The sequence below is a fragment of the Vulcanococcus sp. CPBay_Sum15L08_68 genome, from assembly GCF_017855895.1.
GTDB lineage: Bacteria > Cyanobacteriota > Cyanobacteriia > PCC-6307 > Cyanobiaceae > Vulcanococcus.
Genome location: NZ_JAFMFX010000005.1, coordinates 11987 through 38514, shown reverse-complemented (window position 1 = coordinate 38514; position 26528 = coordinate 11987). Strand labels below are relative to the sequence as shown.

Here is a 26528-nt window from a genome sequence, read left to right as displayed (position 1 = left end):
GAGCGGAGCTTTCGTCTCCCCATGGCCATCGGTCCCCAGTGGCTCCAGCGCTTCAACTTCATTGAGCGGGCGAAGCTGGAGCGTCAGCTCTGGGAGGCCTTTGAGCGGGGCGAGCCGATCGAGACCCTGGTCGAGGAGTGTGAGCCCGGGTTTCAGAAGGAGGTCTGGAGCACCACGGCCACCCGCATCCGCAAGATCGAGCAGATGATGAAAAACCAGCAGGCTCCCAAGCCCTAGGCCCTGAGCCACTCCGTCAGGCCGCCGGGCTTGTCGATCAGTTCGATCCCCTGGGCCTTGAGTTCGTCGCGGATCCGGTCGGCGGCGGCAAAGTCCTTGGCTGCTTTGGCCGCCTTACGGGCTTCGATCTGCGCTTCGATCTCAGCGTCGCTCGGACCGCCGCCGCTGGCGCTGCTCTCGGCTCCCTCGTGCTTCAGCCCGACGACCTCGGCCAGCTCCAGCAGCAGGGCCAGTTGCTGTTGATGGCTGGCTTGCTCCAGTTCACCTGCGGCGCTGGCGTCGCCGCGCTCGATCCGGTTGGCCAGACCCCGCAGGGGCTTGGCCAGCTCAAACAGCACCGCCAGGGCGGCGGAGGTGTTGAGGTCGTCGTCCATGGCCGCGGCGAAGCGTCCGCGCGCATCCGCCAGGGCGGTTGGCAACTCTGAGGCGGCGGGGGTGGTGTCGCCGGCGAGGCCGAGGGCGGCGTTCAGTCCTTTCCAGCCGGTGGCGGCGGCCTCGAGGGCTTCCGCGGTGAAGTCGAGGGGTTTGCGGTAGTGGGCCTGCAGGGTGAACAGGCGCAGGGTCATTGGCGAGACCCCGGAATCCAGCAGGGCGCGGATGGTCGTGAAGTTGCCGAGGGATTTCGACATCTTCTGGCCGCCGACATTGACCATGCCGTTGTGGAGCCAGAAGTGGGCCAGCTCCTTGCCGGTGGCGGCTTCCGATTGGGCGATCTCGTTCTCGTGGTGCGGGAAGACCAGATCGGCACCGCCCAGGTGGATATCGATGGTGTCGCCGAGTTCCTCGCGCACCATGGCTGAGCACTCGATGTGCCAGCCCGGGCGCCCCTGGCCCCAGGGGGAGGGGAAGCTGGGTTCGCCGGGTTTGGCTCCCTTCCAGAGGGCGAAGTCAAAGGGGTGCTGTTTGCGGGCTTCCTCGGCACTGGCCACCCGACCGGCGGCGTTGTCCTGCTGCTGCTCCAGATCGCGGCCGCTGAGCTTGCCGTAGCCGGCGTGCTTCATCACGGCGAAGTAGACGTCTCCATCGGCGGAGTAGGCCGCCCCTTTGGACTCCAGCTCGCTGATCAGGCCGCGGATGGCATCGAGGCTGCGGGTGGCCCGCGGCATCCGATCCGCCGGCAGGATGTTCAGACGCCCCATGTCGGCGACGAAGGCGTCGATGTTGCGCTCGCTGACCTCCTCCATCGAGCTGCCCTCTTCGCTGGCGCGGTTGAGGATCTTGTCGTCGATGTCGGTGTAGTTCTGCACGAAGGTCACGGCGTAGCCGCTCCAGCGCAGGTGGCGGCGCAGCACGTCCCAGGCGATGTAGCTGCGGGCGTGGCCCAGGTGGCAGAGGTCATAGACCGTGACCCCACAGCAATAGATGCTGACCTTGCCCGGCTCGATCGGCTTGAACTCCTCGACGCGGCGGGTGAGGGTGTTGGTGAGCCGCAGGGTCATTTCGCTTCCATCCAGTTGGGGCCAACGCCGGTCTCCACCACCAGGGGCACAGACAGGGTCACCGCGCGCTCCATGGTTTCACGCGTGAGGTTGAGCACCGTCTCCAGGGCCTCGGGGGCGGCTTCGAGCACCAGTTCGTCATGGACCTGCAGCAGTAGCCGTGCGGGCAGGGCGCTCTCGGTGAGCCGTTGCTGCAGCTGCACCATCGCCAGCTTGATGATGTCGGCGCTGGAGCCCTGGATCGGGGCGTTGGCGGCGGCGCGCAGTTGCTGGGCTTCCATGCCGCCGCGGCGGGCGACATCCAGTTCGATCTCCAGGGGGTCCTTGCCCAGGTGACGTCCCAGGCCGCTGGGGTCAAAGGCAAAGGGTCGCCGGCGCCCCAGGATCGTTTCGACGTAGCCGCGGCTGAGGGCGAGCCGCTCCTGCAGCTCCAGGAAGGCGAAGACCTTCGGGTAGCGCTGCTTGTACTTGCTGAGGAACTCCTTGGCTTCGGCCTGGCTGACCCCCGTTTCCCGGGCGAAGCGCTGCACGCCCATCCCGTAGATCACCCCGAAGTTGATCGTCTTGCCCAGGCGGCGCTCGTCGCTGGTGACCTCGTCTTTTTCAAACAGCAGCCGGGCGGTGAGGGCGTGGACGTCATCACCGCTTTGATAGGCCTTCACCAGCACCTCCTCGCCGGAGAGGTGGGCCAGGATCCGCAGCTCGATCTGGGAGTAGTCGGCGCTGATCAAGGTCCAGCCGGCCTCCGGCAGGAAGGCCTTGCGAATCCGCCGAGAGAACTCCGTGCGTACGGGGATGTTCTGCAGGTTGGGGTTGCTGCTGGAGAGCCGTCCGGTGGCGGTGACGGCTTGGTTGAAGTCCGTGTGAACCCGTCCGGTTTCCGCCTCCATCAGGGCGGGAAGGGCATCGACATAGGTGCTCTTGAGCTTGCTCAAGGTGCGGTGCTCCAGCACCAGGGGCACCACCGGGTGGGCGTCCTCCAGCTTCTCGAGCACCGTCGCGTCGGTGCTCCAGCCGGTCTTGGTCTTGCGGGACTTCTTGCGATCGAGCCCGAGGGTGTCAAAGAGCAGCTCACCGAGCTGCTTCGGCGAGGCCAGGTTGAAGTCCGTGCCGGCGGCCTCCTTGGCGTCGCTCTCCAGTCGCTCGAGGGTGGCCTTGAGTTCCCGGCTGAGTTCGCCGAGGTAGTCGGTGTCGATGCGAATGCCGGTGGCTTCCATTAGGGCCAGCACCGGCTCCAGGGGCAGCTCCACCTGATCGAGCAGCGCCGTGAGGGGCTCACCCAGGGCCTCGAGTTGGCCGCGCAGCAGTGGGGTCAGGCGGTAGGTGACATGGACATCCATGCCGCAGTAGAGGGCGGCCTGGGCCATGGGGACGGCCGAGAAGTTGGCGCCCTTGGGGACCAGCTCGCTGTAGCTGGTGGGCAGGAAGCCGAAATTCCGCTGGGCCAGCAGCTCGAGGCCGTGCTTGGCGTTGGCATCCCGCAGGTAATCCGCCAGGAGGGTGTCCATGACAACGCCCGCCAGGGGCAGACCATGGCGCAGCAGGATCAGCCGGTCGTACTTGGCGTTCTGCAGCGTTTTGGGGTGCGCGGCGCTGCTGAGCCAGGGAGCCAAGGCCCCCAGTACTTGGTCGAGGGGGAGTTGCGCTGGATCGCTCAGTTCCGCCTGATGTCCCAGGGGGATGTAGGCCAGCTGATCGAGCCCCTCGCCCCAGCAGACTCCGAGGCCCACAAGTTCGGCCTGGAAGGGGTTGAGGCTGGTGGTTTCAGTGTCCAGCGCCACCGGGCTCTGGCGGTCGCAGCAGCCCAGGAGCCTCTGCACCAAGGCCTCGAGTGCCTCGCTACTGGTGATCAGTTGGGGCGCAAGGGCCGGCGGTGCAGCGTCGCGGGCGTCTCCGTCATCGGCGGCCGGATCGCTGAGCGCTTCGGCTTTTGCTTCTGCTTTGGCTTGGGGTTCGGCGGCGGCGACGGCCGGCGGTGGTTCGTTGGAGAAGACCGTGGCGAAGCTGTTGACCTGGCGCCGCAGGCTGAAGAGCTCCAGTTCCTCCAGGCTTTCGGCGAGGGAGTCGCTCTTGACCGCACCGAGGGGCAGACGCGGATCCGTCGGCAGCGGAATATCCACCAGGATTTCCGCCAGCATCCGCGAGCGGTAGGCGTTCTCCCGGTCCGTGCTGAGCTTGCCCAGCAGCGCCCCCTTCAGGGCTCCCTTGGGATCTTTGGCCTTGGGGCCCGCGGCTTCGAGTTGCTCCAGCGCCGCGTAGATCCCATCGAGGTCGCCGTAGGCCTGCAGCAGGTTGATGGCGGTCTTGGGACCGACGCCTTTGACCCCCGGAATGTTGTCGCTGCTGTCGCCCGTGAGCGCCTTGAGGTCCACGACCTCTTCGGGGGTGACCCCCAACTTGGCCACGACACCATCGCGGCGAATCTCGAGCGGTCCGCTGCTCTTGGCATAGGGCCCACCCCCCATATAGAGGACAGCGATGTCGCGCTCGTCGTCCACCAGCTGGAAGAGGTCACGGTCACCCGAGAGGATGCGCACCCGCCAGCCATCGTTGGCGGCTCGATTGGCCAGGGTCCCCAGGACATCGTCGGCTTCGTAGCCGGGAGCCATGCAGAGGGGAATGTCGAGGGACTGCTCGAGGATCTGCTGCAGGTTGCCCAGATCCTGGAAGAAGTGTTCTGGCGCTACGTCACGATGGGCTTTGTAGGCCTCGTCAGCTTCATGGCGGAAGGTGGGTTCAGCCGTGTCAAAGGCGATGACCACCCCCTGGGGGGCCAGGCCTTTGCAGTTGTCCAGCAGGGCCTTGAGAAAGCCATAGGTGACCGAGGTGGGAATGCCCTCTTTGGTGCTCAGTCCCCCCTCGCCCCCTTTGCTGAAGGCGTAGAAGCTGCGGAAGGCCAGGGAGTGGCCATCCACCAGCAGCAACAGGGGTTTGAGGGTGGTGCCGCCGGTCAAAACGCCCTGGAGATCAAGTGGGCCCAGCCTGGCAGAACGGGCCGGGCTGCTTTGAGTTCCTGCGGCCGTTATCGCTGGTGGCTCGAGCGGCAGTGGCAGCCGCAGGCCCCGCGGTTGCTGTTTGTCGGGCTGAATCCCTCCCGCGCCACGGCCGAGCGTGATGATCCGACCCTGCGGCGCTTGATCGCGTTTGCCCAGGCCTGGGGCTATGGATCGCTGGAGGTGCTGAACCTGTTCGCCCGCATCTCGGCCAGTCCGGCGGTGCTGCGGCGCAGCGCCGATCCGATCGGCCCGCAGACCGACCAGTGGTTGCAGCGGCGTCTGGGCGTCCTGGCGGACGCGCCCGGGGCCGCGGTCTGGCTGGGCTGGGGCAACGGCGGCCGCTGGAGGGATCGCGACCAAGCGGTGTTGCGCCTCTTGCGGCAGCAGGCTGTGCCGCTGCTGGCCCTCGGGCTGACCGCGAGTGGCCAGCCCCGGCATCCGCTCTATGCCGCCAAGGCTGCGCAGCCGCTGCGTTTGACCCATTCTGGGGAAGAGCTTCGGCCTGGTTGAGCGCCTCGATGACCCGCACCCCCAGCCGCTATGCGATCCATCTGCTGCTCTCCGGGGGGCATGAGCAGGTGGTGCACTTCCCCAGCCTGGACGCCTTTCAGCAGTGGTACGGCACGGTGCTGAATGCCGGCCCGGCCGATGCCTTCATCAATGTGCCGATCACGGAGTTGCCCGGTGAGTACCTGGTGGTGCGCCCCAGCGCCGTGAAGGGGATCCGAGTGGAGCCGGTCTTCGGTGCCCTCGATGACGATGACTTCTGAGCTGATCTGGGGCTTTTCGTTTTTTGCCGGTGCCCTGGCCCAGCTGATCGCACGCCTGAGTGGCTGGCCTTCGGTGGTGCTGCTGCTGGCGTCGGGGCTGCTGATCGGTGATGCCGGACTGGATTGGGTGCAGCCCGAGCGCCTGGGGGGAGGGCTGGAGTCCTTGGTGGGCTTGCTGGTGAGCTTGGTGCTCTTTGACGGCGGCCTGAATTTGCGTCTGGCCGGCCGCGACCTGCAGCGCACGGTGCTGCAGTTGGTGCTCACCCGTGGTCTGCTCGGGCTGGTGGGCGGAGCCCTGCTGGCCCATGAGCTGGCGGGGTTGTCCTGGCCCTTGGCCTGGGTGTTTGGGGCCATCGCCCTGGGGACAGGGCCCACGGTGATCACGCCCTTGGTGCAGCAGATGCGTCTGGTGCCGCGCCTTTCGGCGGTGCTCGAGGCTGAAGGCCTGATCCTGGAGCCGGTGGGGGCCGTGCTGGCCCTGCTGCTGCTGCAGTTGGCCCTGGGTGATTTGTCCCAGTGGGATCAGGTCCTGCCGCTGTTGCTGCTGCGCCTGGGCGGTGGGGTGTTGATGGGTGGTTGTTGCGGCTGGCTTCTGGTCCTGGTGCTGCAGCGCCTGCCGAGTGAGGCCGAGGGCCTCCGGTTGCAACTGAGCTTGGGGGTGCTGTTCCTGTTGGTGAGTGGCACCCAGGTGCTCTTGCCGGAGGCGGGGCTCCCGGCGGCGGTGTCGGCGGGGATCGTGGTCGGCCTGCGGCTCAAGGACGAAGCGAGCAACCTCGATGCCCTGATTGCCCACCTGGCCCAGCTGGCGATCACGGTGCTCTTTCCCCTCTTGGCCGCGGATCTCTCCTGGGCTGAGCTCTCGCCCTTGGGCTGGGGTGGTGTCAGCTGTGTGGCCGCCCTGATGCTGTATCGCTGGCTGGTGGTTCAGGCCGGTTCGCTGGGCCTGCCGGGATTGAGTTGGGGCGACAAGTTGATGCTCAGCTGGGTGGCGCCGCGGGGAATCGTGACGGCGGCCGTGGCCAGCTTGTTTGCCCTGAAATTGAGCGCCGCCGGGGTGAGTGGCGGCGGTGCGCTGAAGGGCCTGGTGTTCCTGACGATCTTGATCACCGTGGCGGTGCAGGGGCTGTCCGCTCCCCTGCTGGCACGGCGCTTGGGGCTTGTGGAGAGCGACCTAGAGGCTGCGCTCGATGCGAGCCCTGGCCTCGCCACTGGGCTGGAGCAGCAACCAGGTGGTGAGCAGGTCGGGACCTTGAAGGCTGCCGAGTAGGGCGGCCCGAAGGGTCTTCATCAGGACGCCTTTCTTGACGCCGGCATCGGCCACGGCCTTGCCCAGCAGTTCTTGGGCGGTCTCGGCTGTCAAAGCGCCCTCGGGCAGATGCTCGAGCAGGGCCTTCAGGGCCGGTCGGGCACCGTCAAGCTCGAGTTGCTTGAGGGCGGCCTCGCTGAGTTCGGGGCGCTCAAAGAAGGGACGGGCCTGCTCGATGCCGTCCTTGAGGGTGACCAACGAGGGACCGAGCAGGGCGCAGAGTTCCTGGAGCCAGCTGGCGTCGCTGTGGCTCCAGCCCAGGGCCTTCCATTGGGGCTCGAGTTCAGCCAGAAGTTGCTCGGGGCTGCGCTCGTGGAGCACCTGGCTATTGAGCCAGTTGAGCTTGTCCCAGTCGAAGCGGGCTCCAGCTTTGTTGACCCGATCAAAGCCAAAGACCTGGGCCGCGTCGCTCAGGCTGAACCGCTCTTCCATGCCCTCCGGCGGCGACCAGCCCAGCAGGGTCATGTAGTTCGCCAGGGCCTCAGCGGTGTAACCCTGCTCGCGGAAGTCATTGACCGAGGTGACGCCGTCGCGCTTGGAGAGCTTCTTCCCTTCCTTGTTCAGGATCAGAGGGGTGTGGGCAAATTCGGGGACGGGTGCACCGAGGGCTGCGTAGAGCAGCAGCTGCTTGGCGGTGTTGGCGATGTGGTCTTCGCCGCGGATGACATGGCTGATGGCCATGGCGGCGTCATCCACAACCACCACCAGGTTGTAGAGGGGGTCGCCGATTTGATCGGCCGGAGCGCGACGGGCAATGACCATGTCGCCGCCCAGGTCGCTACCGGACCAGCGCATGGCGCCGCGGACCAGGTCGTTCCAGGTGATGACGGCCTCGTCATCAATGCGAAAGCGGATGGTGGCCTCGCGGCCCTCGGCGATGTAGGCCTGCTCCTGCTCGGGGCTGAGGTCGCGGTGGCGGTTGTCGTAGCGGGGGGCGCGGTTGGCGGCCGCCTGCTGCTCCCGCATTTCAGTGAGCTCTGCTTCGCTGGCATAGCAGCGATAGGCCTTGCCGGAGTCCAGTAGCTGCTGAATGGCGGCGCGATGGGCCTCGATTCGCTCGCTTTGGATCACGGGCTCCGCGTCCCAGTTGATCCCCAGCCACTTCAGCCCTTCAAGGATGTTGGCGGTGTATTCCGGCTTGCTGCGCTCCTTGTCGGTGTCTTCGATCCGCAGCAGGAACTCCCCACCGAGGTGACGGGCGAAGAGCCAGTTGAAGACCGCCGTGCGAGCGGTACCGATATGAAGCGTTCCAGTCGGGCTGGGGGCGAGACGCACACGGACCGCCGCTCCAGTTCCAGTCACTGGCGTTGACCTCAAGGTGGAAACGGGACTGACGGGATTCGAACCCGCAACTTCCGCCGTGACAGGGCGGTGCTCTAACCGGTTGAACTACAGTCCCTTGAGCGCTCTAAGAGCTCTCTCCGTCTGGGATTTCAAGGCCCCAGCCGTGTCGCGTTTGCGACCTCAAAAGTATCCGTTGTCGCCCTGCCCTCCGTCAACACACTCAGGGCCTGAGCCGGCAAACCTTGTGAACTGGCCCTGGTTTTGGGCACAAAAAAACCCGCCAAGGGCGGGCTTGAGATGGTGATGAGCGGAGCTCAGACGATCAGGGGCGGAAGCCGGCGGGTTCGATCAGGCGGACCTGATTGCCACGGGCGGTGAACTCACGGCCTTGGTCGCTCTGGACGACGACACGACCGCCGGATTTGACGCGGATCACCCGGGCACGAACCCAGCCGAGGGCGGCGGATTCCAGAACCTTGACCACATCACCGGGCTGTAGATCCAACTCCATGTCCGGAAACGAGAGACTGCAGGTAGGGGACATCGAACGCGCCGTGGAGGACTTGAACCCCCGACATCAGGTTTTGGAGACCTGCGTTCTACCAACTGAACTAACGGCGCAGGGCCGATGTCCCCTCTTCAAAGACTTCTGCTGAGCAGAGGTCTTCAGTGGCCACTCCTGGGAGAAGTGGCCGATGTGCTGGAGGCGGTGAGCCTCAGCGATCGAAGCGCTGCTTGACGCGAGTGGCTTTGCCCACCCGGTCGCGCAGATAGAAGAGCTTCGCCCGACGCACCTTACCGCGGCGCTCCACCTTGATGGAAGCCACTTGGGGGCTGTGGATCATGAAGACGCGCTCCACGCCGACGCCCTGGAAGATGCGGCGAACGGTGATGGTCTCGTTGAGGCCGCCGTGGCGCTTGGCGATGATCACGCCTTCGAAGGGCTGGATGCGCTCCTTGTTGCCCTCGGTGATGCGCACGCCGATCCGGACGGTGTCGCCGACGTAGATGTCGGGGAGCTCCTTGGGGTTCTTGGCGATCTGCTCGGCCTCAAAGGCCTGCATCAGGGCGTGGGCGCTGAGCTTGCCCACAGTGGCTTTTGCAGCAGCAGGCTTTTCGGCCACAGCTACGGCGGAGTCAGTTGCAGCCTCGGTGCCGGCGGCTTCCTGGGTCTCTTCGTTCTTGATCTCGTCGGTCATGTCCTTGGAATCCGCTGCCATCCCAGCTCCGTTAAAACGCCTGGCCAAACAACCAGTGTACTGGCTCAAGGTGCCCCCGAATTCCGGGGGCGCAGACGCCACAGCCGGCGGATTGCCAGGGTGGTGCCTGTGACCAGCATCCATAGCAGACCGAGCCCGTTGAGCAGCACGTAAATCGGCTCCGCGGTGGTGCCCAGCCATTCCCCTTCGTGCAGGACCATCAGCCAGTGCACCTGGTCCCGGCCGAAGCCTCCCCAATCCTTCAGAAGCCGATAGGCCATTCCGCTGCAGACGGTCAGCAGCAGCGGCAGCACCACCAGCGGAGCGATGGCGGCATGGAGGCGCCGCATCCAGGCCAGGGTTGCTTGCATGCGGCACAGTTCAGGGCTCAGGTTCTAACTTGCAGAGAGCAGGCCTGCACTGGCGCGATGAACCTCTTTGCTGATTTGCTGGCCGCCACCCAGAAAGAACAAGGTCAGGTGCCCCAGTCGGCGGTGACCCAGACCGGCCCCCGGATTCAGAAAAGTCGCCGCGGTGTCGAGGTCAAGAGCGCGCGTGAGATCGAGACGATGCGCCAGGCCAGCCGGATCGTGGCCACGGTCCTGCGGGAGATCATGGAGTTGGCCCAACCGGGCATGACCACAGGGGATTTGGACGCCCACGCGGAGAAGCGCATTCGCGAGATGGGTGCGACGCCCAGCTTCAAGGGCTACCACGGCTTTCCCGCCAGCATTTGCGCCTCGATCAACAACGAGGTGGTCCACGGCATCCCCAGCAACAAGCGGGTGATTAAGGCCGGTGACCTGGTCAAGGTCGACACCGGCGCCTACTTCGACGGCTACCACGGCGATAGCTGCATCAGCCTGTTGGTCGGTGAGGGTGCTTCCCAGGAGGCCCAGGACCTGGCGCGGGTGGCCCAGGAATCACTGATGAAGGGCCTGGCGACGGTCAAGGCGGGCAGCACCCTGCTGGATCTGGCCGGTGCGGTTCAGGACCACGTCGAGGCCAACGGTTTTGCGGTTGTGGAGGACTACACCGGCCATGGCGTGGGCCGCAACCTGCATGAGGAGCCCTCGGTCTTCAACTACCGCACCCGGGAGCTGCCGAACATGAAGCTGCGCCCGGGCATGACCCTCGCGGTGGAGCCGATCCTGAATGCCGGCAGCAAGGTTTGCCGCACCCTGAAGGACCGCTGGACCGTGGTGACCGTTGACGGCAGCCTCTCGGCCCAGTGGGAGCACACCATCGCGGTGACCAGCGACGGCTGCGAGATCCTGACCGACCGCGACTTCTAGGGCCGGCTGCTGACCAGCCGGAAGTAGGCCCAGCGACTGAGGGTCGCAAGGGGCATCAATAGATAAGTCAAGGGGTTTGGTGTGACGATCACCAACCCCAATCCCCAGTGGGTCTGCCGCAGGATTTCCCGGGCGACAAACGCAGCAGACATCAGCCCGATGGGATTGAGGGCGGAGCGAAATGGGCCGAGGACCAGCCGGCGGATTCGGAAGGTCTCAGTGGCCAGGTCCAGGCTCCGCAGGCTCAGCAGTTGGCCCTGCAGCCGTTTGCTGATCTCATAGAGCGGGCTGACCGCCGCTTGGATCTCGGCCTCGGAGGTGTTGATCCAGACCTCCCGTTTTCGCGTGCCGTCGTCCTGCTGGGCGTAGAGCTCGAGCAACCTCCAGCTGCTGAGGGCATTGACCTCGAGCGATCGCACGATCGCTTCGGGGCTGCGCTCGCCATGGCAGTTCACGCCATGGTTGATCACCAAGATGTCGGCCCGCGCCAGCACGTCGCTCAGGGCCTGCTCCTGGCCCACGCTCCAGCGCACCTGTTCGAGGGGGATGGGGTCCCCATTGGCGCGTTCAATGCGTAGCGGTCGATCGCTGCTGGTCAGGGCGATCAGCTGCGCTCCCTCCGCGTCGAGCTGCTGCAACAGGGCTTGGCCCAGGCTGCCGCTGGCTCCAGTGAGGGCAACGGTGCGTCCTTGAAAGCGCGGCAGTCCCATGCAGCGGTGGGCGATGGCCTCAGCTTGCGCCATCCTCGGTGCAGAGGACGGTGCTTGGCATGTCGGCGGGGCTGGTGGCCTTGTTCGCTCCCTATTGCCAGGGGAGCGCGCGCCCGGCGGAATTGGAGCGCGCCCTGGAGACCTTGGCCCGTGGCTCCTGCTCTGGGGTGCGTCAGCTCAAGCCCGCTGGGCAGCGGCCCTTTGAGCTGCGTTGGCGGGCGGGGGTGGCCCCTTCGGAGCCGGCGCAGTTGGAGTTGGTGGTGGAGGCGGATCCGACCCGTCCGTCACCGGCACTGCCTGGGGCGAGCTACGCCTGTTCGGTGGCCACCTCTCAGCTGGTGCTCTGGCTGATGGATTGCAGGGAGCAGGACGGTTCGATGGATCTGCCGGAGAGCTTCTGGCAATGGTTGTTGCTTGGACTCGATCCGCCCCCCGGCACCCCTTAGATTCGATTGAACAACTGGGTTGACATGGGCCAGGGCAACGCGGCGAATCACGCTTGTTCCCCCGCCCTGCTGATCGGTTCCTGTGCGCCCTTCAGTGGCAAATCGGCGGTGGTGCTGGGCTTGGCCCGCCAGCTGCTGCAGCGTGGAGTGAGCGTTCGGCTGGGCAAACCCCTGGCCGATAGCGCTGAGGGTTCCGACCCGCTGATCGACGATGACGTGCGCTTCGTCGGCCAGATCCTGGGACTCAAGGATGACCAGCTGGTCCCTTCGGTTCATCTCAAGGACGCCGAAGCAGCTCGGGCGCGTCTGCTGGATGGCAACCTCCAGCCAGGGGCTGGATTCCAGCGGCTGCAGCAGCAACTGCAGTCCTCGAGCGAGGGGCTGACCTTGATGGAGGCCTCAGGCAGCCTCAACGATGGCCGTCTCTATGGACTGAGCCTGGCCCAGGTGGCCGAGGGCTTGCAGGCGCCAGTGCTGCTCGTCCATGCCTGGGACGACAGCAGCAGCGTTGAGCCCCTGCTCGCCGCGCGCGATCAATTGGGTGAGCTGCTGGCTGGGGTGGTGCTCAATGGAGTGCCCCCCGCCCAGGTGACGGCCCTGCGCGCTGATGTGGTCCCCGCCCTCGAGCGGCTTGGCCTGCCGGTGCTGGGGGTGATGCCCCGCTCGCCGCTGCTGCGCAGCGTCACCGTCGAGGAATTGGCTCGCCGCCTCGATGCCCGGACCCTGTGTTGCCCTGAGCGGCACGATCTTCTGGTCGAGACCCTGTCCATTGGTGCGATGAACGTGAACTCCGCCATGGAGTTCTTCCGTCGCCGCCGCAACATGGCTGTGGTCACGGGTGCGGACCGTACCGATATTCAATTGGCTGCGCTGGAGGCCTCGACCCAGTGCTTGATCCTCACGGGTGCGGGTGAACCGTTGCCCCAGTTGATCTCCAGGGCTGAGGAACTTGAGGTTCCCTTGCTCAAGGTCGACCACGACACCTTGACGACCGTTGGGGTGATCGAAAACGCCTTCGGTCAGGTCCGGCTGCATGAATCGGTGAAGGCCACCTATGCCTTCCGCCTTGTGGAAGAGCATTGCGATTTTGAGCGGCTTTTCAGTCGCCTACGGCTGCCAGTCCCTGCGTAATCACTGCTAGTTTCGAAACGTCAGCTGGTGTTATGCGTTGACCCGGTCTCTTGATTTGCCGGCCCTCGACCGGATTGACACCCTGGCTCAAGAGCTGGCGATGCTCCAGGACCGGAGTAAGCGTCGCATTGCCATTCTCGGCAGCCGCCATGTGCCGGTGGTTTCGGTCCACCTGGTGGAGTTGGTGGCCCGCTCCCTGGCCCAGGAGGGGCACAGCTTGATTACTTCGGGCTCCCAGGGCGTGAATGCCGCTGTGATTCGCGGTGTCCTGGAGATCGACCCGTCACGGTTGACGGTGCTGCTGCCGCAAAGCCTGGATAGACAACCCCGGGAATCCCGCGAGCAGCTCGATCGGGTTCTGCACCTGGTCGAGAAACCCGAGAACGACGAACTGCCGTTGCCGATGGCCAGCAGCCTCTGCAACCAGGAGATCATTCGCCGCTGCGATCAGCTGATTTGCTTTGCCTTCCACGACAGCGAGACCCTGCTGGCGAGCTGCCGAACCGCAGAAGACATGGGCAAGGTGGTCAGCCTGATGTTCTTCGACTGACCCTCCTGCTCAGTTGGCCGCGGCAATGACGGCCTGCAGTCCCTCCCAATAGAGAAGACCGGCGCAGGTCATGGCACCGGCCCAGCAGAGGGAGCGAACGGGCGGAAGGTTGGCGACGTAGGCGGCGATGTAGCCCAGTCGCAGGGCCGGATAGATCCAAGCGGCGGCGATGGCCACCGGCGAGCTGACGCCGGCCATCAGGCAAATCAGCGCGGCCGGGGCGTAGAGGGTGAAGGCCTCAAAGCTGTTGAGGTGCGCCCAGTTGGCCCGCTTGCCCCAGTCCGGCAGCCGCTCGGCCATGGCCCGGGGGGCGGCCAGGTCGCTCAGTTGGAAGTCGGCCTTGGAGCGGGCCGCGCCGAGGGGCACCAGGCTGGAGACCACAACACCGGCGCTGAGGAAGAGCGACCAGGCAAAGGCGGGATGCATCGGGGCCAACGGGCTTGGGTTGCCTCCTTTTCTAGGCTGAGCCCGGTTCACCCCGCGCGACCGCATGGCCTCCAGCTACTCCTTCGACGTCGTCTCCGATTTCGATTGGCAGGAATTGGTGAACACCCTGGACCAGGTGCGCCGCGACGTCTCGACCCGCTACGACCTCAAGGATTCGGGCACCGAAGTGGACCTGGAGGAGACCAGCCTGACGATCACGACCGCAAGCGATATGACGCTGCAGGCGGTTGAGGATGTGCTGCGTCAGAAGGCGACCAAGCGCAACCTCTCGCTCAAGATCTTCGACTTCCAAACCCCTGAGCCCGTCGGCGGCAACAAGGTCAAGCAGGTGGTCAAATTGCGCAAAGGGCTCAGTCAGGAGCTGGCGAAAAAGCTCAGCAAAACCATTCGCGACGAGCTCAAGAAAGTCACTGTCGCCATTCAGGGTGATGCCCTGCGGGTGACCGGCAAAAGCAAAGATGACCTTCAGGCGGTGATTCAGCTGCTGAAGGACCAGGACGTCGAAGTGCCCCTGCAGTTCCAGAACTACCGCTAGATCGCAGCGTTTCTGTCAGCCCATGACCCGCTCAGGCTGGCGTTTTTGGATCGATCGGGGCGGCACCTTCACCGATGTGGTGGCCAGCAGGCCGGATGGGGAGCTGGAGGTCTTCAAGGTGCTCTCGGAGCAACCCGACCATCCGGGGGATCCGGCGGTTCGGGTGATTCGTCAGTGCCTGGGACTGGGGACGGAGCAGCACGTCATTCCTCCGGGGCTCGTGGCCGAGGTGCGGCTGGGGACCACGGTGGCCACGAATGCCTTTTTGGAGCGCGGCGGTGCGCGCACCCTGTTGCTGATCAACCGGGGCTTCGCTGATCTGCTGACGATTGGAGATCAACACCGGCCTGATCTCTTCGCCTTGGCCATTCGCCGTCCGCAGCCGTTGCAGGGCCGGGTGATTGAGGTTCAGGGCCGCCTGGCGGCCGATGGCCAGGAGCTTGAGCCCCTGCTGTTGGATGAGGAACTGCGGGCTGCCGTTCAGGCGGCGAAGGAGGACGGCTACAGCAGTGTTGCCGTGGCCCTGCTGCACAGCACCACCAATGGGAGCCATGAGCAGCAACTTGGCTCCTGGTTGGAGCCATTCGGCTTTGAGCAGATCGCGCTCTCCCATCAGGTCAGTCCCCTGCCGCGCCTGGTGCCGCGGGGGCAGACCACGGTGCTGGAGGCCTCCGTGGGTCCGGTGCTGCAGGGCTATCTGAAGCAGGTGCAAGAGGCCCTGGGCCGCCATGTGCCGCTGCGGGTGATGCAGTCCAGTGGTGTCTTGGCTGCCCCAGCAGCGCTGCGCGCCAAGGACACGATCCTGTCCGGGCCGGCCGGGGGGCTCGTCGGTGCGGTGCGCACGGCGGCGGAGGCGGGCTTTGGCCGCATCGTCGGTTTTGACATGGGCGGAACGTCGACGGACGTTTGCTACTGCGATGGGCCCTGGCCCCGCTTGGAGCAGGTGGAGCTCGAGGGGCTGCCGATTCAGGCGCCGATGCTGGCGATTCACACCGTGGCCGCCGGCGGTGGATCGCGCCTCCAGTTCGATGGTGTGCGCCTGCGGGTCGGTCCCGAGTCGGCGGGGGCGGATCCCGGTCCGGCTTGCTATCGCCGCGGTGGGCCCCTGACCGTCACCGACGCCAATCTGTTGCTCGGGCGGCTGCAGAGCGAGCAGTTCCCCGCGGTCTTTGGCCCCAAGGCTGATCAACCGTTGGATGGGAGTGTTGTGCGGTCGCAGTTCGACGCCCTTGGCGAGCGCTTGGGCTGCTCCGCCGAGGCGGCGGCCGAGGGGGCTCTGGACTTGGCCTTGGAGCGGATGGCGGAGGCGATTCGCCGCATCTCGATCCAGCAGGGCCATGACGTGCGTGAAGCCGTGCTCTGCTGCTTCGGTGGGGCTGGCGGCCAACACGCCTGTGCCCTGGCGGAGCGGCTGGGGATGCAGCAGGTGCTCCTGCATCCCTTCGCTGGGGTGCTGTCGGCCTACGGCATTGGCCTGGCGGATGAGGGCCAGGTGTGGGAGAAGTCCTGGGGGCGTCCGCTCTCAGCAGGCGGCTTGGCTGCACTGGAGGCGATCACCGCTGAACGGATCCGTGCCGTCCCCGCGTCTCCCCAGCTGCAGCGGACCCTGCAGTTGCGCTTACCAGGCCGGGACCAGTGCCTGGCGGTGCCTTGGCCCCAGCCCTGCCCGGGCCCTGAGCGGCTGCGGCAGCAGTTCATCGCCCAGTTCCAGCAGCGCTACGGCTACCTCCCCAGCGGCGATCGGCCCGAGATTGTCGTCGATCGCCTCAGCCTGGAGTTCAGCTGGCCCGGTGCCATGGCTCGCCCCCGCTCCAGCTATGCCGTCGCCGCCGAGCCCCAAGGGCCCGGGAGCGTCTCGGTCTTCCTGGATGGCGCCTGGAGGTCCGCCGCCCTCTGGCAGCGCGCCCAGATCGCCCCGGGTCAGTGCATTGAGGGTCCGGCCTTGATCTGTGAGGCCACAGGCACCAACCTGCTGCCCGCGTCCTGGCGTGCGCGCTGCCTGCCTGGGGGCGAATTGCTCTTGAGCCGTGAGGCAGCGGCTGGTCTTCAGTCCAGCAAGGCCCAGACCACTGATCCTGACCCGGTCAATTTGGAGTTGTTCGGCCATCGCTTCATGGCGATTGCTGAGCAGATGGGCACCCGTCTGCAGCAGACCAGCGTCTCGGTGAACATCAAAGAGCGCCTGGATTTCTCCTGTGCCCTCTTTGACGGGCGGGGACGTCTGGTGGCCAATGCGCCGCACATCCCCGTTCACCTGGGCTCCATGGGGGAGAGCGTGTTGGCCCTGATGCGGGCCGTTGAGCAGGGGGAGCTCGAGCCCCTGCAGCCCGGGGATGCGGTCGTCTCCAACAACCCGTTCAATGGCGGCACCCATCTGCCGGACCTCACGCTGATCACGCCGCTGTTTTCCCCCTCAGGCGGTGATCAGCCCGTGGCCTTCGTCGCCTCCCGCGGCCACCACGCCGATGTGGGAGGGATCACGCCTGGATCCATGCCATCCAGTAGTCGTTCGATTGCGGAGGAGGGACTGCTGTTCGACAACGTCCCGCTGGTGCGGGGCGGCCGGCTGCTGGAGCAGGCCTGGCGGGAGCGGCTGGCCCAGGGGCCCTGGCCGGCCCGCAACCCCGATCAGCTGCTGGCGGATTTGCAGGCGCAACTGGCGGCCAATGACCTCGGGGTTCAGCGCCTGCTGGCCTTGATGGATGCGGTGGGTGAAGCGCGGGTGCTGGCCTACATGGGGCACGTCCAGGATCAGGCGGCCGCAGCGGTGCGTCAGGTCCTCAGTCGACTGTCCGATGGCGAGGCGCGGGTTCCGCTGGATGCCGGCCCGGAGATCGTCGTTCGCCTGTCGGTGGATCGCCAGCAGCGCCGCGCTCGGATTGATTTCAGCGGGACCTCCGCTCAGATCGCGGGCAATCTCAACGCCCCCTTGGCGATCACCAAGGCTGTGGTGCTCTATGTCTTCCGCTGCCTGGTGCGCGAGCCGATTCCCCTGAATGCCGGCTGTTTTGATCCCTTGGAACTGGTGGTGCCGGAAGGCTGTCTGTTGAACCCCCGGCCCCCAGCCGCTGTGGTGGCGGGGAATGTTGAGACCTCCCAAGCGGTGGCCAATGCCCTGTTTGCAGCGGTGGGGGCGCTGGCTGCCTCCCAGGGCACGATGAATAACTTGAGCTTTGGCAATGCCAATTGCCAGTACTACGAGACGGTGTGCGGCGGAACCGGAGCTGGCGAGGGGTTTGCGGGTGCCGATGCGGTGCAGAGCCACATGACCAACTCCCGCCTGACGGATCCAGAAATCCTGGAGCAGCGCTTACCGGTGCGGCTTGAGCAGTTTGCGATTCGCGCCGGCAGCGGGGGCATCGGCCGCTGGCCCGGTGGTCATGGCGTGGTGCGGACCCTGACGGCCCTGGAGCCCTTGACCGCCTCCCTGCTCAGCGGCAGTCGCCTGGTGCCCCCCTTCGGTCTGGCCGGTGGCGGCGCTGGGGCCTGCGGTCAAAACAGCCTGCGGCGGGCAGGCTCTGCGCAGCTGGAGCCCTTGCCGGGTTCTGCGCTGGTGGAGCTGCAGCCCGGTGATCAACTCCAGATGGCGACCCCCGGTGGCGGCGGCTATGGAGCAATGGAGCCATGAGACGACACTCCCCCTTCGCCATGGCTGTGGCCTGCCTCGCCCTGGCCTTCCCCAACGCGGCCGGGGCGAACCTCTTGCAGGAGCGCAGTCAACGCTTCCATCCCGTTGAGTCCTCCGCCGGAGTCGTGGCAGCCCAGGAGGCCCAGGCCGCGGCGGTGGGTGCTGAGATCCTGCGCCGGGGCGGTAATGCCGTCGATGCGGCCGTCGCGACGTCCTTTGCCCTGGCGGTGACCCTGCCCCAGGCGGGCAATTTGGGCGGCGGCGGCTTCCTGTTGCTCTGGCTGCCCAAGCGGGGGCCGATTCGCACCTGTGCGGCGGTGGCCCGGGGACCCGAGCTTCCCCAGGCCATCAGCCTGGGCCGAGGTGAGGCCGTGGCCCTGAACTTCCGCGAGAAGGCTCCGCTGGCGGCCCGGGCGGATCTGTTCCTGAATCCCGACGGCACGGTGAATCGTCAGCGGGCCCTGCGCAGCCTCCTGAGCACGGGGGTCCCCGGCACGGTGGCTGGCTTGACCCAGGTGCAACGCCGCTATGGCTGCCTCTCCCTCGCCCAGGTGATGCAGCCGGCGATTGACCTGGCTGAACAGGGTGTTTTGGTGGGGCCGGAGTTGAGTGACTCCCTCCAGGCGGCGGCGCCGTTGCTGAAGGCTGATCCCACGAGCCGTTCCCAGTTCTTCAAGCCCGATGGGGCCCCCTACCTGAGCGGCGAGCGCCTGAAGCAACCGCTGCTGGCGCGCAGTCTGCGCTGCATTGCTGAGCAGGGCGCCCGTTGCTTCTACAGCGGTCCCTTGGCCGAGAACCTGGTCGCTTTGATGCAGGCCCAGGGCGGTCTGATCAGCCTGGAGGATCTCAAGCGCTATCAAGCCCCCTGGATGCGTCCGCTGCAGGGGGAACTCCGGGGCTATCCCGTGCTGACGATGCCCCCTCCCAGCGGGGGCGGGGCCACCCTGCTGCAACTGCTCAAGGTCCTGGAGCCGCTGCAGCTTCAGCGCAGCGGTCTGAACAGCGCCGCGACGATTCATCGGATGGTGGAGGCCATGAACCTGGCCTACCGGGACCGCAACCGACTCCTGGGCGATCCGGACCAGGTGGCGATGCCGCTGGATCGTCTCCTCAGTGATCGCTATGCCGATGCCCAACGGCGACAGATTCGGCTCGATCGTCACCGCCCTGCCGCTGAGCTGGAAGCCGAGGTACTGCCGGCCCAGGGCGGCACCAATACGACCCACCTCTCTGTGGTGGACCGCGATGGCGGGTTGGTGAGCACCACCACCACCTTGAACACGGCCTACGGCAATGGCATCAGCGTTCCTGGCGCCGGGTTCCTGCTCAATAACGAGATGGACGACTTCACGGCCAAGCCCGGAGCGCCCAATGCCTACGGCCTGCGCCAGGGCAGCCAGAACGCCATCGCCCCAGAACGCCGTCCCCTCAGCTCGATGACCCCGACCCTGGTGTTCCACGCCGATGGCAGGCCCCTGCTGGCCACGGGCAGTCCCGGCGGAAGCCGGATCATCACCACAGTTCTGCAGGTGCTGCTGAACCGGTTGGTGCATGGCCTCAACCTGGCCTCAGCGGTGGCAGAGACCCGGATCCACAGCCAACTCTGGCCTGATCAAATCAGCACGGAGCAGGGGTTGAGTCCCGACACCTGGCGGCTGCTGGAGCAGCGGGGCCATCAACTCCAGCTGCGTCCAGCGATGGGGTCAGCGAACTCCGCGGAAGTCCGCTACGACGCCGAGAGACTCCTTGGCAGTTGGGGTGTGGCTGACCCCCGTCGACCGGATGCGGCGGCGGCGGCTGAGCGCCCCTAGACGCGCAGCATCGACGGCAGCCAGTTCACCAAGGGCGGGAAGCAGACGATCAGCAGCAAGACCGCGAGTTGAACGCCGATGAAGGGCCAGGCACCGCGGTAGATCGACTGGGTGCTGACCTCCTCGGGGGCCACCCCGCGGAGGAAGAACAGGGCAAAGCCGAAGGGGGGCGAGAGGAACGAGGTCTGCAGGTTCGCGCCGATCAGCACCCCAAACCAGAGCAGGGCCTCCGGTCCCAGCAACTGCCGCGCGCTGGGCAGCAGCAAGGGCAAGACGATGAACGCGATCTCAAAGAAGTCGATGAAGAAGCCCAGGGCAAAGATCACGGCCATGCTCACCAGCAAAAAGCCCGCCTTGCCCCCCGGCAGGTTGAGCAGCAGATCGCTGATCAGCTGATCGCCGCCCACGCCGCGGAAGACCAGGCTGAAGGCGGTGGACCCCAGCAGAATCGCCATCACCATCGCGGTGGTGCGCAGGGTGTCGTCGCAGACCTGATTGAGGCCGCGGCGATTCAGTCCCCCCTCCAGGGCCGCCAGGGCCATGGCTCCGATCGCCCCAATTGCTCCAGCTTCGGTGGGGGTGGCCAGGCCAAAAAAGATGCTGCCCAGCACCAGCAGGATCAAGCCCAGGGGCGGCAGCAGCACCTTCAACAGTGCCCTGCCGCTCGGCTGGCTGGAGTCGGCCTCGGCATTGAGGGCTGGTGCCAGCTCGGGCTTCAGGCTGCTGATGACCAGGACGTAGAGCGCGAAGCCCGCGGTCATCAGTACCCCGGGGATCAGCGCCCCCAGAAACAGGTCGCCAACGGAGACCCCCAACTGGTCGCCAAGTACCACCAGCACGATGCTCGGCGGAATGATCTGGCCCAGGGTGCCGGAGGCGGCAATGACTCCTGTGGCCAGGGAACGGTCGTAGCCCGCCCGCAGCATCACCGGCAGGGAGATCAGTCCCATGGTGGTGACCGTGGCGGCGACGACACCGGTGGTTGCGGCGAGGAGCGCCCCCACCAGCACCACCGCCAGGGCCAGGCCGCCGCGGACTCCCCGCAGCAGTTGGCCCATGGCCACAAGCAATCGTTCGGCGATGCCCGAGCGCTCGAGCATGGCCCCCATGAACACGAAGGCTGGAATCGCCAGCAACGTGAAGTTGCTCATGATCCCGAAGATCCGCTGGGGCAGCGCCGTCAGGAACTGGGGTTCAATCACCCCAACGGCCATCCCCAACAGGGCGAAGAGCACCGAGATGCCGCCCAGGCCGAAGGCCACCGGGTAGCCGCTCAGTAGCGCCAGCACCAGGGCGATGAACATCGCGGGCCCCAGCACCTCGCCGGGGAAAAAGGTGATGACGTAGCCGAAGGCCTCCAGTTCCATCAGCGCTCACGCCTCAGGCGCAGCGCCTGGGCCAGCCCCTGCAGCGCCAACAAGCCAAAGCCCAGGGGGATCAAGCTTTTGATCCAGTAGCGCGGCAGGCCGTTGGGATCCGGCGACTGCTCCCAGATCTGCCAGGACTGCAGGGCGGGCAGTAGCGAGACCAGCAGCACCATGACCGCGAAGGGCAGCAGCAGCAGCAACGTCCCGCCGAGTTCAACCCGCCGTTGTTTGCGGGCGGACCAGCGGCTGTGGAGCACATCCACGCGGACATGGCCATTGCGCTGGAGCGTGTAGCCCAGCCCCAGCAGAAAGGCGATGGAAAACAGGGCCCACTGGGCCTCGATCAGGGCGTTGGAGCTCAGGCTCAGCCCCAGGGCCAGGCCGAGGTAGCGCCCGACCACATTCCAGGCCCCGACCACCAACATCAGCAGGATGGACCAGCGACCAATCCAGGCGGCACCCTGGTTCAGTCGATCGATCTGATCAGGCCAGTCCAAGCGCGCCATCAGCGGGGTTGGCCGTAGCTGAAGCTGGCGTAGGAGAGCTGATTCACCCGGTTCCAGGCCCAGATCTGCTCACGGAAGGTCTGCCAGCCGGCGTAGAGCGTTTTGAAATCCTGGTTCGTCCGTGCCGTGTCGGCGTAGAGCTGGTCGCTGGCCTCGCGGGCTGCCGTCAGGATCGCTTCGTCGTAGGCACGCAATTGGGTCCCGCCTGTAATCAGGCGCTGCAGGGCCTGACCGTTGAGGCTGTCGTAGCGGCTCAGCATCGAGAGGTTCGCTTCGTAGCAGGCCGTGCTGAACATCGCCTGATAGTCCGCCGGAAGGGCGCGCCAGGCGCTCTGGTTCACCAGGGCCGCGAGGGTCGGACCTGGTTCCCACCAGCCTGGGTAGTAGTAGAAGCGGGCCGCCCGGGGGAGGCCGAGCTTCTCGTCGTCGTAGGGGCCGGTCCACTCCGCCGCATCGATGGCGCCACGATCAAGGGCCAGGTAGATCTCGCCGCCCGGTAGGACCTGAACGTTCACCCCGAGGGAGGCCATGACCTTGCCCCCCAGGCCGGGGATGCGCATCTTTAGGCCCCGCAGGGACTGGAGTCCCTCCAGTTCCCGTTTGAACCAGCCGCCCATTTGGGCTCCGGTGTTCCCCGCCGGGAAGCTGATCACACCGAAATCGGCGTAGAGGCGATTGATGGCCTCATTGCCGCCACCCTCATAGAGCCAGGCGTTCTGCTGCTGGGCCGTCAGGCCAAAGGGCACGGAGGTGCCGAAGGCCAGCGCGGGGTTCTTGCCGACGTAGTAGTAGCTGGAGGTGTGGCCGCATTCGACGGAGCCGTTTTGCACGGCGTCGAGCACTTCCAGGCCCGGCACCAGTTCCCCGGCGGCATAGGGCTCGATCTGGAAGCTGCCCTCGCTCAGTTCCGCGACCCGGCGGCTGATGGTCTGGGCGCCGCCAAAAATCGTGTCCAGGGAGTGGGGCCAGCTGGTGGCCATGCGCCAGCGCACCTGGGGCCGTGCGACCCCGGAGGCATCACCGACTTTGCGGATGCGGCAGGCACCCAGTAAGGAGGCTGCTCCCGCGGAGCCCGCCGCTGTGGCCGCAGCCCGCAGCAGGCCCCGCCGCTGCATCGTCAGGCCACCGCGGCGAAGCACTCGCGGAAGGCCGCGATGGTGGTGTCGATGTCTTCGTCGGAGTGGGCCAAGGAGGTGAAGCCCGCCTCAAAGGCGCTGGGGGCCAGGTAGATGCCGCGCTCGAGCATGGCGCGGTGCACCTTGCCGAAGCGCTCCGCATCGGCGGCTTTGGCCTCTTCGAAGTTGCGCACCGGACCCTCGCAGAGGAAGAAGCCGAACATGGCGCTCACCGAACCACCGGTGATGGGCAGACCCGCGCTGCGGGCGCCATCCATGATTCCGGCGATCAGGCGGCTGGTCATCGCTTCAAGGCGCTCGTAGCTGCCGGGTTGCTTCAGCAACTCCAGGGTCTTGATGCCAGCGGTCATGGCCAGGGGGTTTCCGCTGAGGGTGCCGGCCTGATACATCGGGCCGGCGGGGGCCACCATGCTCATGATGTCGGCGCGGCCGCCGTAGGCACCCACGGGCAGTCCGCCGCCAATGACCTTGCCCATGGTGGTCAGGTCAGGGGTGACGCCGAACTTGGCCTGGGCACCGCCGTAGCTGATGCGGAAGCCGGTCATCACTTCATCGAAGACCAGCAGGGCGCCGTTCTCCTTGGTCAGCTCACGAATGCCCTCGAGGAAGCCGGGCTCGGGGGTGATGAAGCCCGCGTTGCCGACGATCGGCTCGAGGATCACACCGGCGATCTCACCGGGGTTCTCAGCAAAGAGTTGCTTGACCGCTTCCAGGTCGTTGTAAGGAGCGGTGAGGGTGCTGGCGGCGGTGGTGCGCGGCACGCCAGGGGAATCGGGCAGGCCCAGGGTGGCCACACCGGAGCCGGCCTTCACCAGGAACATGTCCGCGTGGCCGTGGTAGCAGCCTTCGAACTTGATGATCTTTTCGCGGCCGGTGAAGGCGCGCATCAGGCGCAGCACCGACATGCAGGCCTCGGTGCCGCTGTTGACGAAGCGCACCATCTCCACGGAGGGGACGGCATCGATCACCATCTCGGCCAGCTGGTTCTCGAGGGCGCAGGGGGCGCCGAAGCTCGTGCCTTTCTCCAGGGCGTCGTGCAGCGCGCTGATCACCTCAGGGTGGGCATGGCCGCAGATGGCAGGGCCCCAGCTGCCGATGTAGTCGATGTAGCGGTTGCCATCGACGTCCCAGGCGTAGGCCCCTTTGACGCGGTCAAAGACGATCGGCTGGCCGCCCACCGAACGGAAGGCGCGCACGGGTGAACTGACGCCGCCGGGCATCAGCTTCTGGGCGGCACTGAAGAGTTCCTGGGAACGGGTGGTGTTGTGCACAGGTGCCGAGACAGGAGCCGAGGTCAAAACGGAATCCGCAGACTGGATTGGGGCTCGAGACCCCAAATGGGCCTTAAGCGTCGCCCATCCTTACGCAATCACCGCCCAAGCGGTCGAGACCGTGCCAGCTCGTTAAGGTCGTTGGGCGTCCCCACAATCGCTGTGAATCCAGACTGGGGCTTGGTTGAGCGCCGATTGAAGGCCCTGCTGCCGGCGCGCTCGGTGGTGGCCAAGCGTCAGGAGTTGCTGGCCTACGACTGCGATGGTTTGACGCTGCATCGCCATCAACCGCCCTTGGTGGTTTTGCCGGAGACCACCGCTGAGGTGGCGGCGGTGGTGCGCCTTTGCAACGAGCTTCAGGTTCCATTCATCGCCCGAGGCAGCGGCACGGGCCTCTCGGGCGGAGCCTTGGCGGAGCAGCCCGCGCTGGTCATCGCCACCAGCCGCATGCGCCGGGTGATCGCCATTGATCTCCCCAATGAGCGCATCACCGTGGAGCCCGGGGTGATCAACAGCTGGGTGACGCGGGCGGTCGCCGGCGATGGCTTCTATTACGCCCCCGATCCCTCCAGCCAGGTGGCCTGCAGCATCGGCGGGAACGTGGCGGAGAACTCCGGCGGGGTGCACTGCCTGAAGTACGGCGTGACGAGCAACCACGTCCTTTCGATGGAGGTGGTCCTCCCCGATGGCAGCGTGACGACCCTGGGTTCGGGCATGGCGGAGACCCCCGAGCTGGACCTGCGTGGGGTGTTCATCGGTAGTGAGGGAACCCTGGGGATTGCGACGGCCATCACCCTGCGCCTGTTGCGGCAACCGGCCTGCGTGGCGGTGCTGTTGGCGGACTTCGCCTCGATGGAGGCGGCGGGCGAGGCCGTGCGTCTGGTGACCGCCGCTGGGGTCCTGCCGGCGGGCATGGAAATCATGGATCGCCGCTGCATCCATGCGGTCAATGACTTCTTCGGCGTGGATGAGTACCCCCGCGAGGCCGCAGCTGTTCTGTTGGTGGAACTCGACGGGCACCCCCTGGAGGTGCAGGAGTCGGTGCAGATGGCCGCGGAGCTCTGCCGGGAGGCCGGAGCCGGTGGGGTCCGTGAGGCCTGGAGTCAGGAAGAGCGCGATCGCCTTTGGAAGGGCCGCAAGAGTGCGATTTCAGCCCTGGGCCGCCAATTCCCCAATTACTACCTGCAGGACGGGGTGGTGCCGCGGACGGCCCTGCCGCGGGTTTTGGCGGCGATTGAGCGACTGAGCGAGGAGCACGGTCTGGCGGTGGCCAACGTCTTCCACGCCGGTGATGGCAACCTCCACCCCTTGATCCTGTATCGCGCCGATGAGCCCGGCGTGAACGAGCGGGTCACGGCCTTGGGGGCAGCCATCTTGAAGCTCTGCCTCGATGCCGGCGGCAGCATCAGTGGTGAACACGGGGTGGGCAGCGACAAGCGCTGCTACATGGACTGGATGTTCAGTCCCGATGACCTCGAGACGATGCAACTGGTGCGGCGGGCCTTTGATCCAGACGGCCTGGCCAACCCCGGCAAGATCTTCCCCACCCCGAAGAGCTGCGGAGAATCGGCCCGTCGCTGGGTGGAGCTGAAGGAGGAGGGCCAGCGCCTACCCGAGGGGGTCGAGCTCTACTAGGGCCAGCTGTCCTCGTCTTCGTCCTCTTCCGGCGGCCAGGCCAGGTTCACCACCACCGGGGCATGGTCACTGGGTTGGACATTGCCGCGGGGCTGTTTGTCGATGACGCAGCCGGTGGCGCAGCCCAGGAGCTCCTCTGAGAGATAGATGTGGTCGATGCGCCAGCCCAGGTCCCGGTCCCAGGCCCCGCTGCGGTAGTCCCACCAGCTCCAGTGCCCACTGCCCGGTTCAAAGACACGAAAGACATCCGTGAGGCGATCAGCGAGGGCGGCGCGCAGGGCTGTGCGCTCTGGATCGCTGGCCATGATCGTGCCGCTGAGGCGTTGCGGGTCCGGTAGATCCCGGTCCTCCAGACCGATGTTGAAGTCCCCCACCATGCAGAGCGGATCCCCCTGCTCCTCCTGCACCGCCAGGTAGCGCTGCAGGCAGGCCAGCCACTCAAGCTTGTAGGGGTATTTCTCGCTCTTCAGGGAGCTGCCATTGGGGACGTAGAGGTTCAGGATCCTCACCCCATCGAGCATTCCGCTGATCACCCGTTTTTGTTCGCTGAGCGGCCCCGCGTCCGGGAGCAGGGCGTCGAAGCCCACCTGGACGTCCTCCAGCGGCTCTCGGCTGATCAGGGCGACGCCGTTGTAGGCCTTCTGTCCGCTGATGGCGCAGTGGTAGCCGATCTGCTCAAAGGCCTGCAGCGGGAACAGGTCGTCGCTGACCTTGGTCTCCTGCAGGCAGAGCACATCCGGTTCATGGGTCTGCAGCCAGGCCAACACTTGATCCAGGCGGGTCCGCACGGAATTGACGTTCCAGCTGGCGATGCGCATCGATGGGAGGT

The 26528-nt window shown here is 66.2% G+C and carries 25 protein-coding genes and 2 tRNA genes; 12 read left to right on the top strand and 15 right to left on the bottom strand.

Annotated features, from left to right (window positions below; translation table 11 throughout):
* The first annotated feature begins 21 nt into the window (after window positions 1-21).
* Entirely contained in the window at window positions 22-237 is a 216-nt protein-coding gene (locus tag QZ189_RS01825) for a hypothetical protein (protein WP_010315743.1), read from the top strand.
* Here the strand turns inward: QZ189_RS01825 and cysS are convergent.
* Both cysS and polA read right to left on the bottom strand, forming a co-directional pair.
* Window positions 234-1676: a cysteine--tRNA ligase gene (gene cysS, locus QZ189_RS01820; RefSeq protein WP_296420712.1), complete on the bottom strand. Its 1443-nt coding sequence runs from the start codon at window positions 1674-1676 to the stop codon at window positions 234-236. The two genes, QZ189_RS01825 and cysS, sit on opposite strands and share 4 nt — an antisense overlap.
* Complete coding sequence (gene polA / locus QZ189_RS01815; protein WP_296420709.1) at window positions 1673-4630, bottom strand: DNA polymerase I; 2958 nt, start codon at window positions 4628-4630, stop codon at window positions 1673-1675. The genes cysS and polA overlap by 4 nt, the downstream gene beginning before the upstream one ends.
* On the opposite strand from polA, the gene QZ189_RS01810 reads away from it, so the two are divergent.
* From QZ189_RS01810 to QZ189_RS01800, 3 genes are read left to right on the top strand one after another with little or no spacing between them, the layout of a single operon-like run.
* A complete protein-coding gene (locus QZ189_RS01810) occupies window positions 4580-5182 on the top strand; it encodes a DUF1643 domain-containing protein (protein WP_296420706.1) in 603 nt (200 codons plus the stop codon). The genes polA and QZ189_RS01810 overlap by 51 nt on opposite strands.
* Before the next feature lie 8 nt (window positions 5183-5190).
* Window positions 5191-5442 carry a hypothetical protein gene (locus tag QZ189_RS01805; protein ID WP_296415649.1) on the top strand — a complete coding sequence of 84 codons (252 nt, stop codon included), beginning with the start codon at window positions 5191-5193 and terminating at the stop codon, window positions 5440-5442.
* A complete protein-coding gene (locus QZ189_RS01800; RefSeq protein WP_296418143.1) occupies window positions 5432-6709 on the top strand; it encodes a cation:proton antiporter in 1278 nt (425 codons plus the stop codon). The genes QZ189_RS01805 and QZ189_RS01800 overlap by 11 nt, the downstream gene beginning before the upstream one ends.
* Here the strand turns inward: QZ189_RS01800 and gltX are convergent.
* The 6 genes from gltX to QZ189_RS01770 all read right to left on the bottom strand — a co-directional run bounded on the left by gltX (window position 6614) and on the right by QZ189_RS01770 (window position 9602).
* Window positions 6614-8050 carry a glutamate--tRNA ligase gene (gene gltX, locus QZ189_RS01795; RefSeq protein WP_247477395.1) on the bottom strand — a complete coding sequence of 479 codons (1437 nt, stop codon included), beginning with the start codon at window positions 8048-8050 and terminating at the stop codon, window positions 6614-6616. The two genes, QZ189_RS01800 and gltX, sit on opposite strands and share 96 nt — an antisense overlap.
* A gap of 23 nt (window positions 8051-8073) precedes the next feature.
* Window positions 8074-8147 (bottom strand) — tRNA-Asp (locus tag QZ189_RS01790).
* A 207-nt stretch (window positions 8148-8354) separates the two neighbouring features.
* A complete protein-coding gene (locus tag QZ189_RS01785) occupies window positions 8355-8543 on the bottom strand; it encodes a hyperconserved protein Hcp (RefSeq protein ID WP_006043540.1) in 189 nt (62 codons plus the stop codon).
* A 37-nt stretch (window positions 8544-8580) separates the two neighbouring features.
* Window positions 8581-8653: transfer RNA gene (locus QZ189_RS01780), tRNA-Trp, on the bottom strand.
* A gap of 95 nt (window positions 8654-8748) precedes the next feature.
* On the bottom strand, window positions 8749-9252 hold the full coding sequence (gene rplS / locus QZ189_RS01775; protein WP_010315765.1) for a 50S ribosomal protein L19: 504 nt from the start codon (window positions 9250-9252) through the stop codon (window positions 8749-8751).
* A gap of 44 nt (window positions 9253-9296) precedes the next feature.
* Window positions 9297-9602: a hypothetical protein gene (locus QZ189_RS01770; protein WP_010315768.1), complete on the bottom strand. Its 306-nt coding sequence runs from the start codon at window positions 9600-9602 to the stop codon at window positions 9297-9299.
* A gap of 57 nt (window positions 9603-9659) precedes the next feature.
* On the opposite strand from QZ189_RS01770, the gene map reads away from it, so the two are divergent.
* The gene (map, locus tag QZ189_RS01765; protein WP_010315770.1) at window positions 9660-10526 is read left to right on the top strand and encodes a type I methionyl aminopeptidase; all 867 of its coding nucleotides are present in this window, start codon (window positions 9660-9662) and stop codon (window positions 10524-10526) included.
* Here map and QZ189_RS01760 read toward each other — a convergent pair.
* Complete coding sequence (locus QZ189_RS01760) at window positions 10523-11269, bottom strand: NAD-dependent epimerase/dehydratase family protein (protein WP_296420704.1); 747 nt, start codon at window positions 11267-11269, stop codon at window positions 10523-10525. The two genes, map and QZ189_RS01760, sit on opposite strands and share 4 nt — an antisense overlap.
* Window positions 11270-11295: 26 nt before the next feature.
* On the opposite strand from QZ189_RS01760, the gene ebsA reads away from it, so the two are divergent.
* From ebsA to QZ189_RS01745, 3 genes are read left to right on the top strand one after another with little or no spacing between them, the layout of a single operon-like run.
* Entirely contained in the window at window positions 11296-11682 is a 387-nt protein-coding gene (gene ebsA / locus QZ189_RS01755) for a type IV pilus biogenesis protein EbsA (protein WP_296415647.1), read from the top strand.
* Between the two features lie 24 nt (window positions 11683-11706).
* Window positions 11707-12813 (top strand): phosphotransacetylase family protein, encoded by a 1107-nt coding sequence (locus tag QZ189_RS01750; RefSeq protein WP_247477398.1) that lies wholly within the window; start codon window positions 11707-11709, stop codon window positions 12811-12813.
* Between the two features lie 37 nt (window positions 12814-12850).
* Complete coding sequence (locus QZ189_RS01745; RefSeq protein ID WP_010315776.1) at window positions 12851-13363, top strand: hypothetical protein; 513 nt, start codon at window positions 12851-12853, stop codon at window positions 13361-13363.
* 9 nt (window positions 13364-13372) lie between these two features.
* Here the strand turns inward: QZ189_RS01745 and QZ189_RS01740 are convergent, their stop codons facing one another.
* Window positions 13373-13789: an MAPEG family protein gene (locus tag QZ189_RS01740; protein WP_247477399.1), complete on the bottom strand. Its 417-nt coding sequence runs from the start codon at window positions 13787-13789 to the stop codon at window positions 13373-13375.
* A gap of 64 nt (window positions 13790-13853) precedes the next feature.
* Between QZ189_RS01740 and QZ189_RS01735 the strand changes: the two genes are divergently transcribed.
* The 3 genes from QZ189_RS01735 to ggt are packed head-to-tail and all read left to right on the top strand — an operon-like array spanning window position 13854 to window position 19784.
* Window positions 13854-14345, top strand: coding sequence for a YajQ family cyclic di-GMP-binding protein (locus QZ189_RS01735; protein WP_010315780.1), 492 nt, complete (start codon window positions 13854-13856; stop codon window positions 14343-14345).
* A gap of 22 nt (window positions 14346-14367) precedes the next feature.
* A complete protein-coding gene (locus QZ189_RS01730; RefSeq protein ID WP_296420702.1) occupies window positions 14368-17973 on the top strand; it encodes a hydantoinase B/oxoprolinase family protein in 3606 nt (1201 codons plus the stop codon).
* On the top strand, window positions 17970-19784 hold the full coding sequence (ggt, locus tag QZ189_RS01725; RefSeq protein ID WP_363155166.1) for a gamma-glutamyltransferase: 1815 nt from the start codon (window positions 17970-17972) through the stop codon (window positions 19782-19784). The genes QZ189_RS01730 and ggt overlap by 4 nt, the downstream gene beginning before the upstream one ends.
* Here the strand turns inward: ggt and QZ189_RS01720 are convergent.
* The 4 genes from QZ189_RS01720 to hemL are packed head-to-tail and all read right to left on the bottom strand — an operon-like array spanning window position 19781 to window position 24013.
* Window positions 19781-21151, bottom strand: a complete 1371-nt coding sequence (locus QZ189_RS01720) for a TRAP transporter large permease subunit (protein ID WP_296420699.1) — start codon at window positions 21149-21151, stop codon at window positions 19781-19783. The two genes, ggt and QZ189_RS01720, sit on opposite strands and share 4 nt — an antisense overlap.
* Entirely contained in the window at window positions 21151-21657 is a 507-nt protein-coding gene (locus QZ189_RS01715; RefSeq protein WP_296415644.1) for a TRAP transporter small permease subunit, read from the bottom strand. Before QZ189_RS01715 ends, QZ189_RS01720 begins: the two co-directional genes overlap by 1 nt.
* Entirely contained in the window at window positions 21657-22772 is a 1116-nt protein-coding gene (locus tag QZ189_RS01710; protein ID WP_296415684.1) for a TRAP transporter substrate-binding protein, read from the bottom strand. The genes QZ189_RS01715 and QZ189_RS01710 overlap by 1 nt, the downstream gene beginning before the upstream one ends.
* 2 nt (window positions 22773-22774) lie before the next feature.
* Complete coding sequence (hemL, locus tag QZ189_RS01705; RefSeq protein WP_232197257.1) at window positions 22775-24013, bottom strand: glutamate-1-semialdehyde 2,1-aminomutase; 1239 nt, start codon at window positions 24011-24013, stop codon at window positions 22775-22777.
* 213 nt (window positions 24014-24226) lie between these two features.
* Here hemL and QZ189_RS01700 point away from each other — a divergent pair, with 213 nt between their 5' ends.
* A complete protein-coding gene (locus tag QZ189_RS01700) occupies window positions 24227-25699 on the top strand; it encodes an FAD-linked oxidase C-terminal domain-containing protein (protein WP_296415643.1) in 1473 nt (490 codons plus the stop codon).
* Here QZ189_RS01700 and xth read toward each other — a convergent pair.
* Entirely contained in the window at window positions 25696-26517 is an 822-nt protein-coding gene (gene xth, locus QZ189_RS01695; protein ID WP_296420697.1) for an exodeoxyribonuclease III, read from the bottom strand. The genes QZ189_RS01700 and xth overlap by 4 nt on opposite strands.
* Window positions 26518-26528: the final 11 nt, after the last annotated feature.

Coding starts and splice junctions, on each gene's coding strand:
- QZ189_RS01825 (WP_010315743.1), top strand. CDS start 22: ATGGCCATCGGTCCCCAGTGGCTCCAGCGCTTCAACTTCATTGAGCGG.
- cysS (WP_296420712.1), bottom strand. CDS start 1,676: ATGACCCTGCGGCTCACCAACACCCTCACCCGCCGCGTCGAGGAGTTC.
- QZ189_RS01805 (WP_296415649.1), top strand. CDS start 5,191: ATGACCCGCACCCCCAGCCGCTATGCGATCCATCTGCTGCTCTCCGGG.
- QZ189_RS01800 (WP_296418143.1), top strand. CDS start 5,432: ATGACTTCTGAGCTGATCTGGGGCTTTTCGTTTTTTGCCGGTGCCCTG.
- QZ189_RS01785 (WP_006043540.1), bottom strand. CDS start 8,543: ATGGAGTTGGATCTACAGCCCGGTGATGTGGTCAAGGTTCTGGAATCC.
- rplS (WP_010315765.1), bottom strand. CDS start 9,252: ATGGCAGCGGATTCCAAGGACATGACCGACGAGATCAAGAACGAAGAG.
- QZ189_RS01770 (WP_010315768.1), bottom strand. CDS start 9,602: ATGCAAGCAACCCTGGCCTGGATGCGGCGCCTCCATGCCGCCATCGCT.
- map (WP_010315770.1), top strand. CDS start 9,660: ATGAACCTCTTTGCTGATTTGCTGGCCGCCACCCAGAAAGAACAAGGT.
- QZ189_RS01760 (WP_296420704.1), bottom strand. CDS start 11,269: ATGGCGCAAGCTGAGGCCATCGCCCACCGCTGCATGGGACTGCCGCGC.
- ebsA (WP_296415647.1), top strand. CDS start 11,296: ATGTCGGCGGGGCTGGTGGCCTTGTTCGCTCCCTATTGCCAGGGGAGC.
- QZ189_RS01750 (WP_247477398.1), top strand. CDS start 11,707: ATGGGCCAGGGCAACGCGGCGAATCACGCTTGTTCCCCCGCCCTGCTG.
- QZ189_RS01740 (WP_247477399.1), bottom strand. CDS start 13,789: ATGCATCCCGCCTTTGCCTGGTCGCTCTTCCTCAGCGCCGGTGTTGTG.
- QZ189_RS01735 (WP_010315780.1), top strand. CDS start 13,854: ATGGCCTCCAGCTACTCCTTCGACGTCGTCTCCGATTTCGATTGGCAG.
- QZ189_RS01730 (WP_296420702.1), top strand. CDS start 14,368: ATGACCCGCTCAGGCTGGCGTTTTTGGATCGATCGGGGCGGCACCTTC.
- ggt (WP_363155166.1), top strand. CDS start 17,970: ATGAGACGACACTCCCCCTTCGCCATGGCTGTGGCCTGCCTCGCCCTG.
- QZ189_RS01720 (WP_296420699.1), bottom strand. CDS start 21,151: ATGGAACTGGAGGCCTTCGGCTACGTCATCACCTTTTTCCCCGGCGAG.
- QZ189_RS01715 (WP_296415644.1), bottom strand. CDS start 21,657: ATGGCGCGCTTGGACTGGCCTGATCAGATCGATCGACTGAACCAGGGT.
- QZ189_RS01710 (WP_296415684.1), bottom strand. CDS start 22,772: ATGCAGCGGCGGGGCCTGCTGCGGGCTGCGGCCACAGCGGCGGGCTCC.
- hemL (WP_232197257.1), bottom strand. CDS start 24,013: ATGCCCGGCGGCGTCAGTTCACCCGTGCGCGCCTTCCGTTCGGTGGGC.
- xth (WP_296420697.1), bottom strand. CDS start 26,517: ATGCGCATCGCCAGCTGGAACGTCAATTCCGTGCGGACCCGCCTGGAT.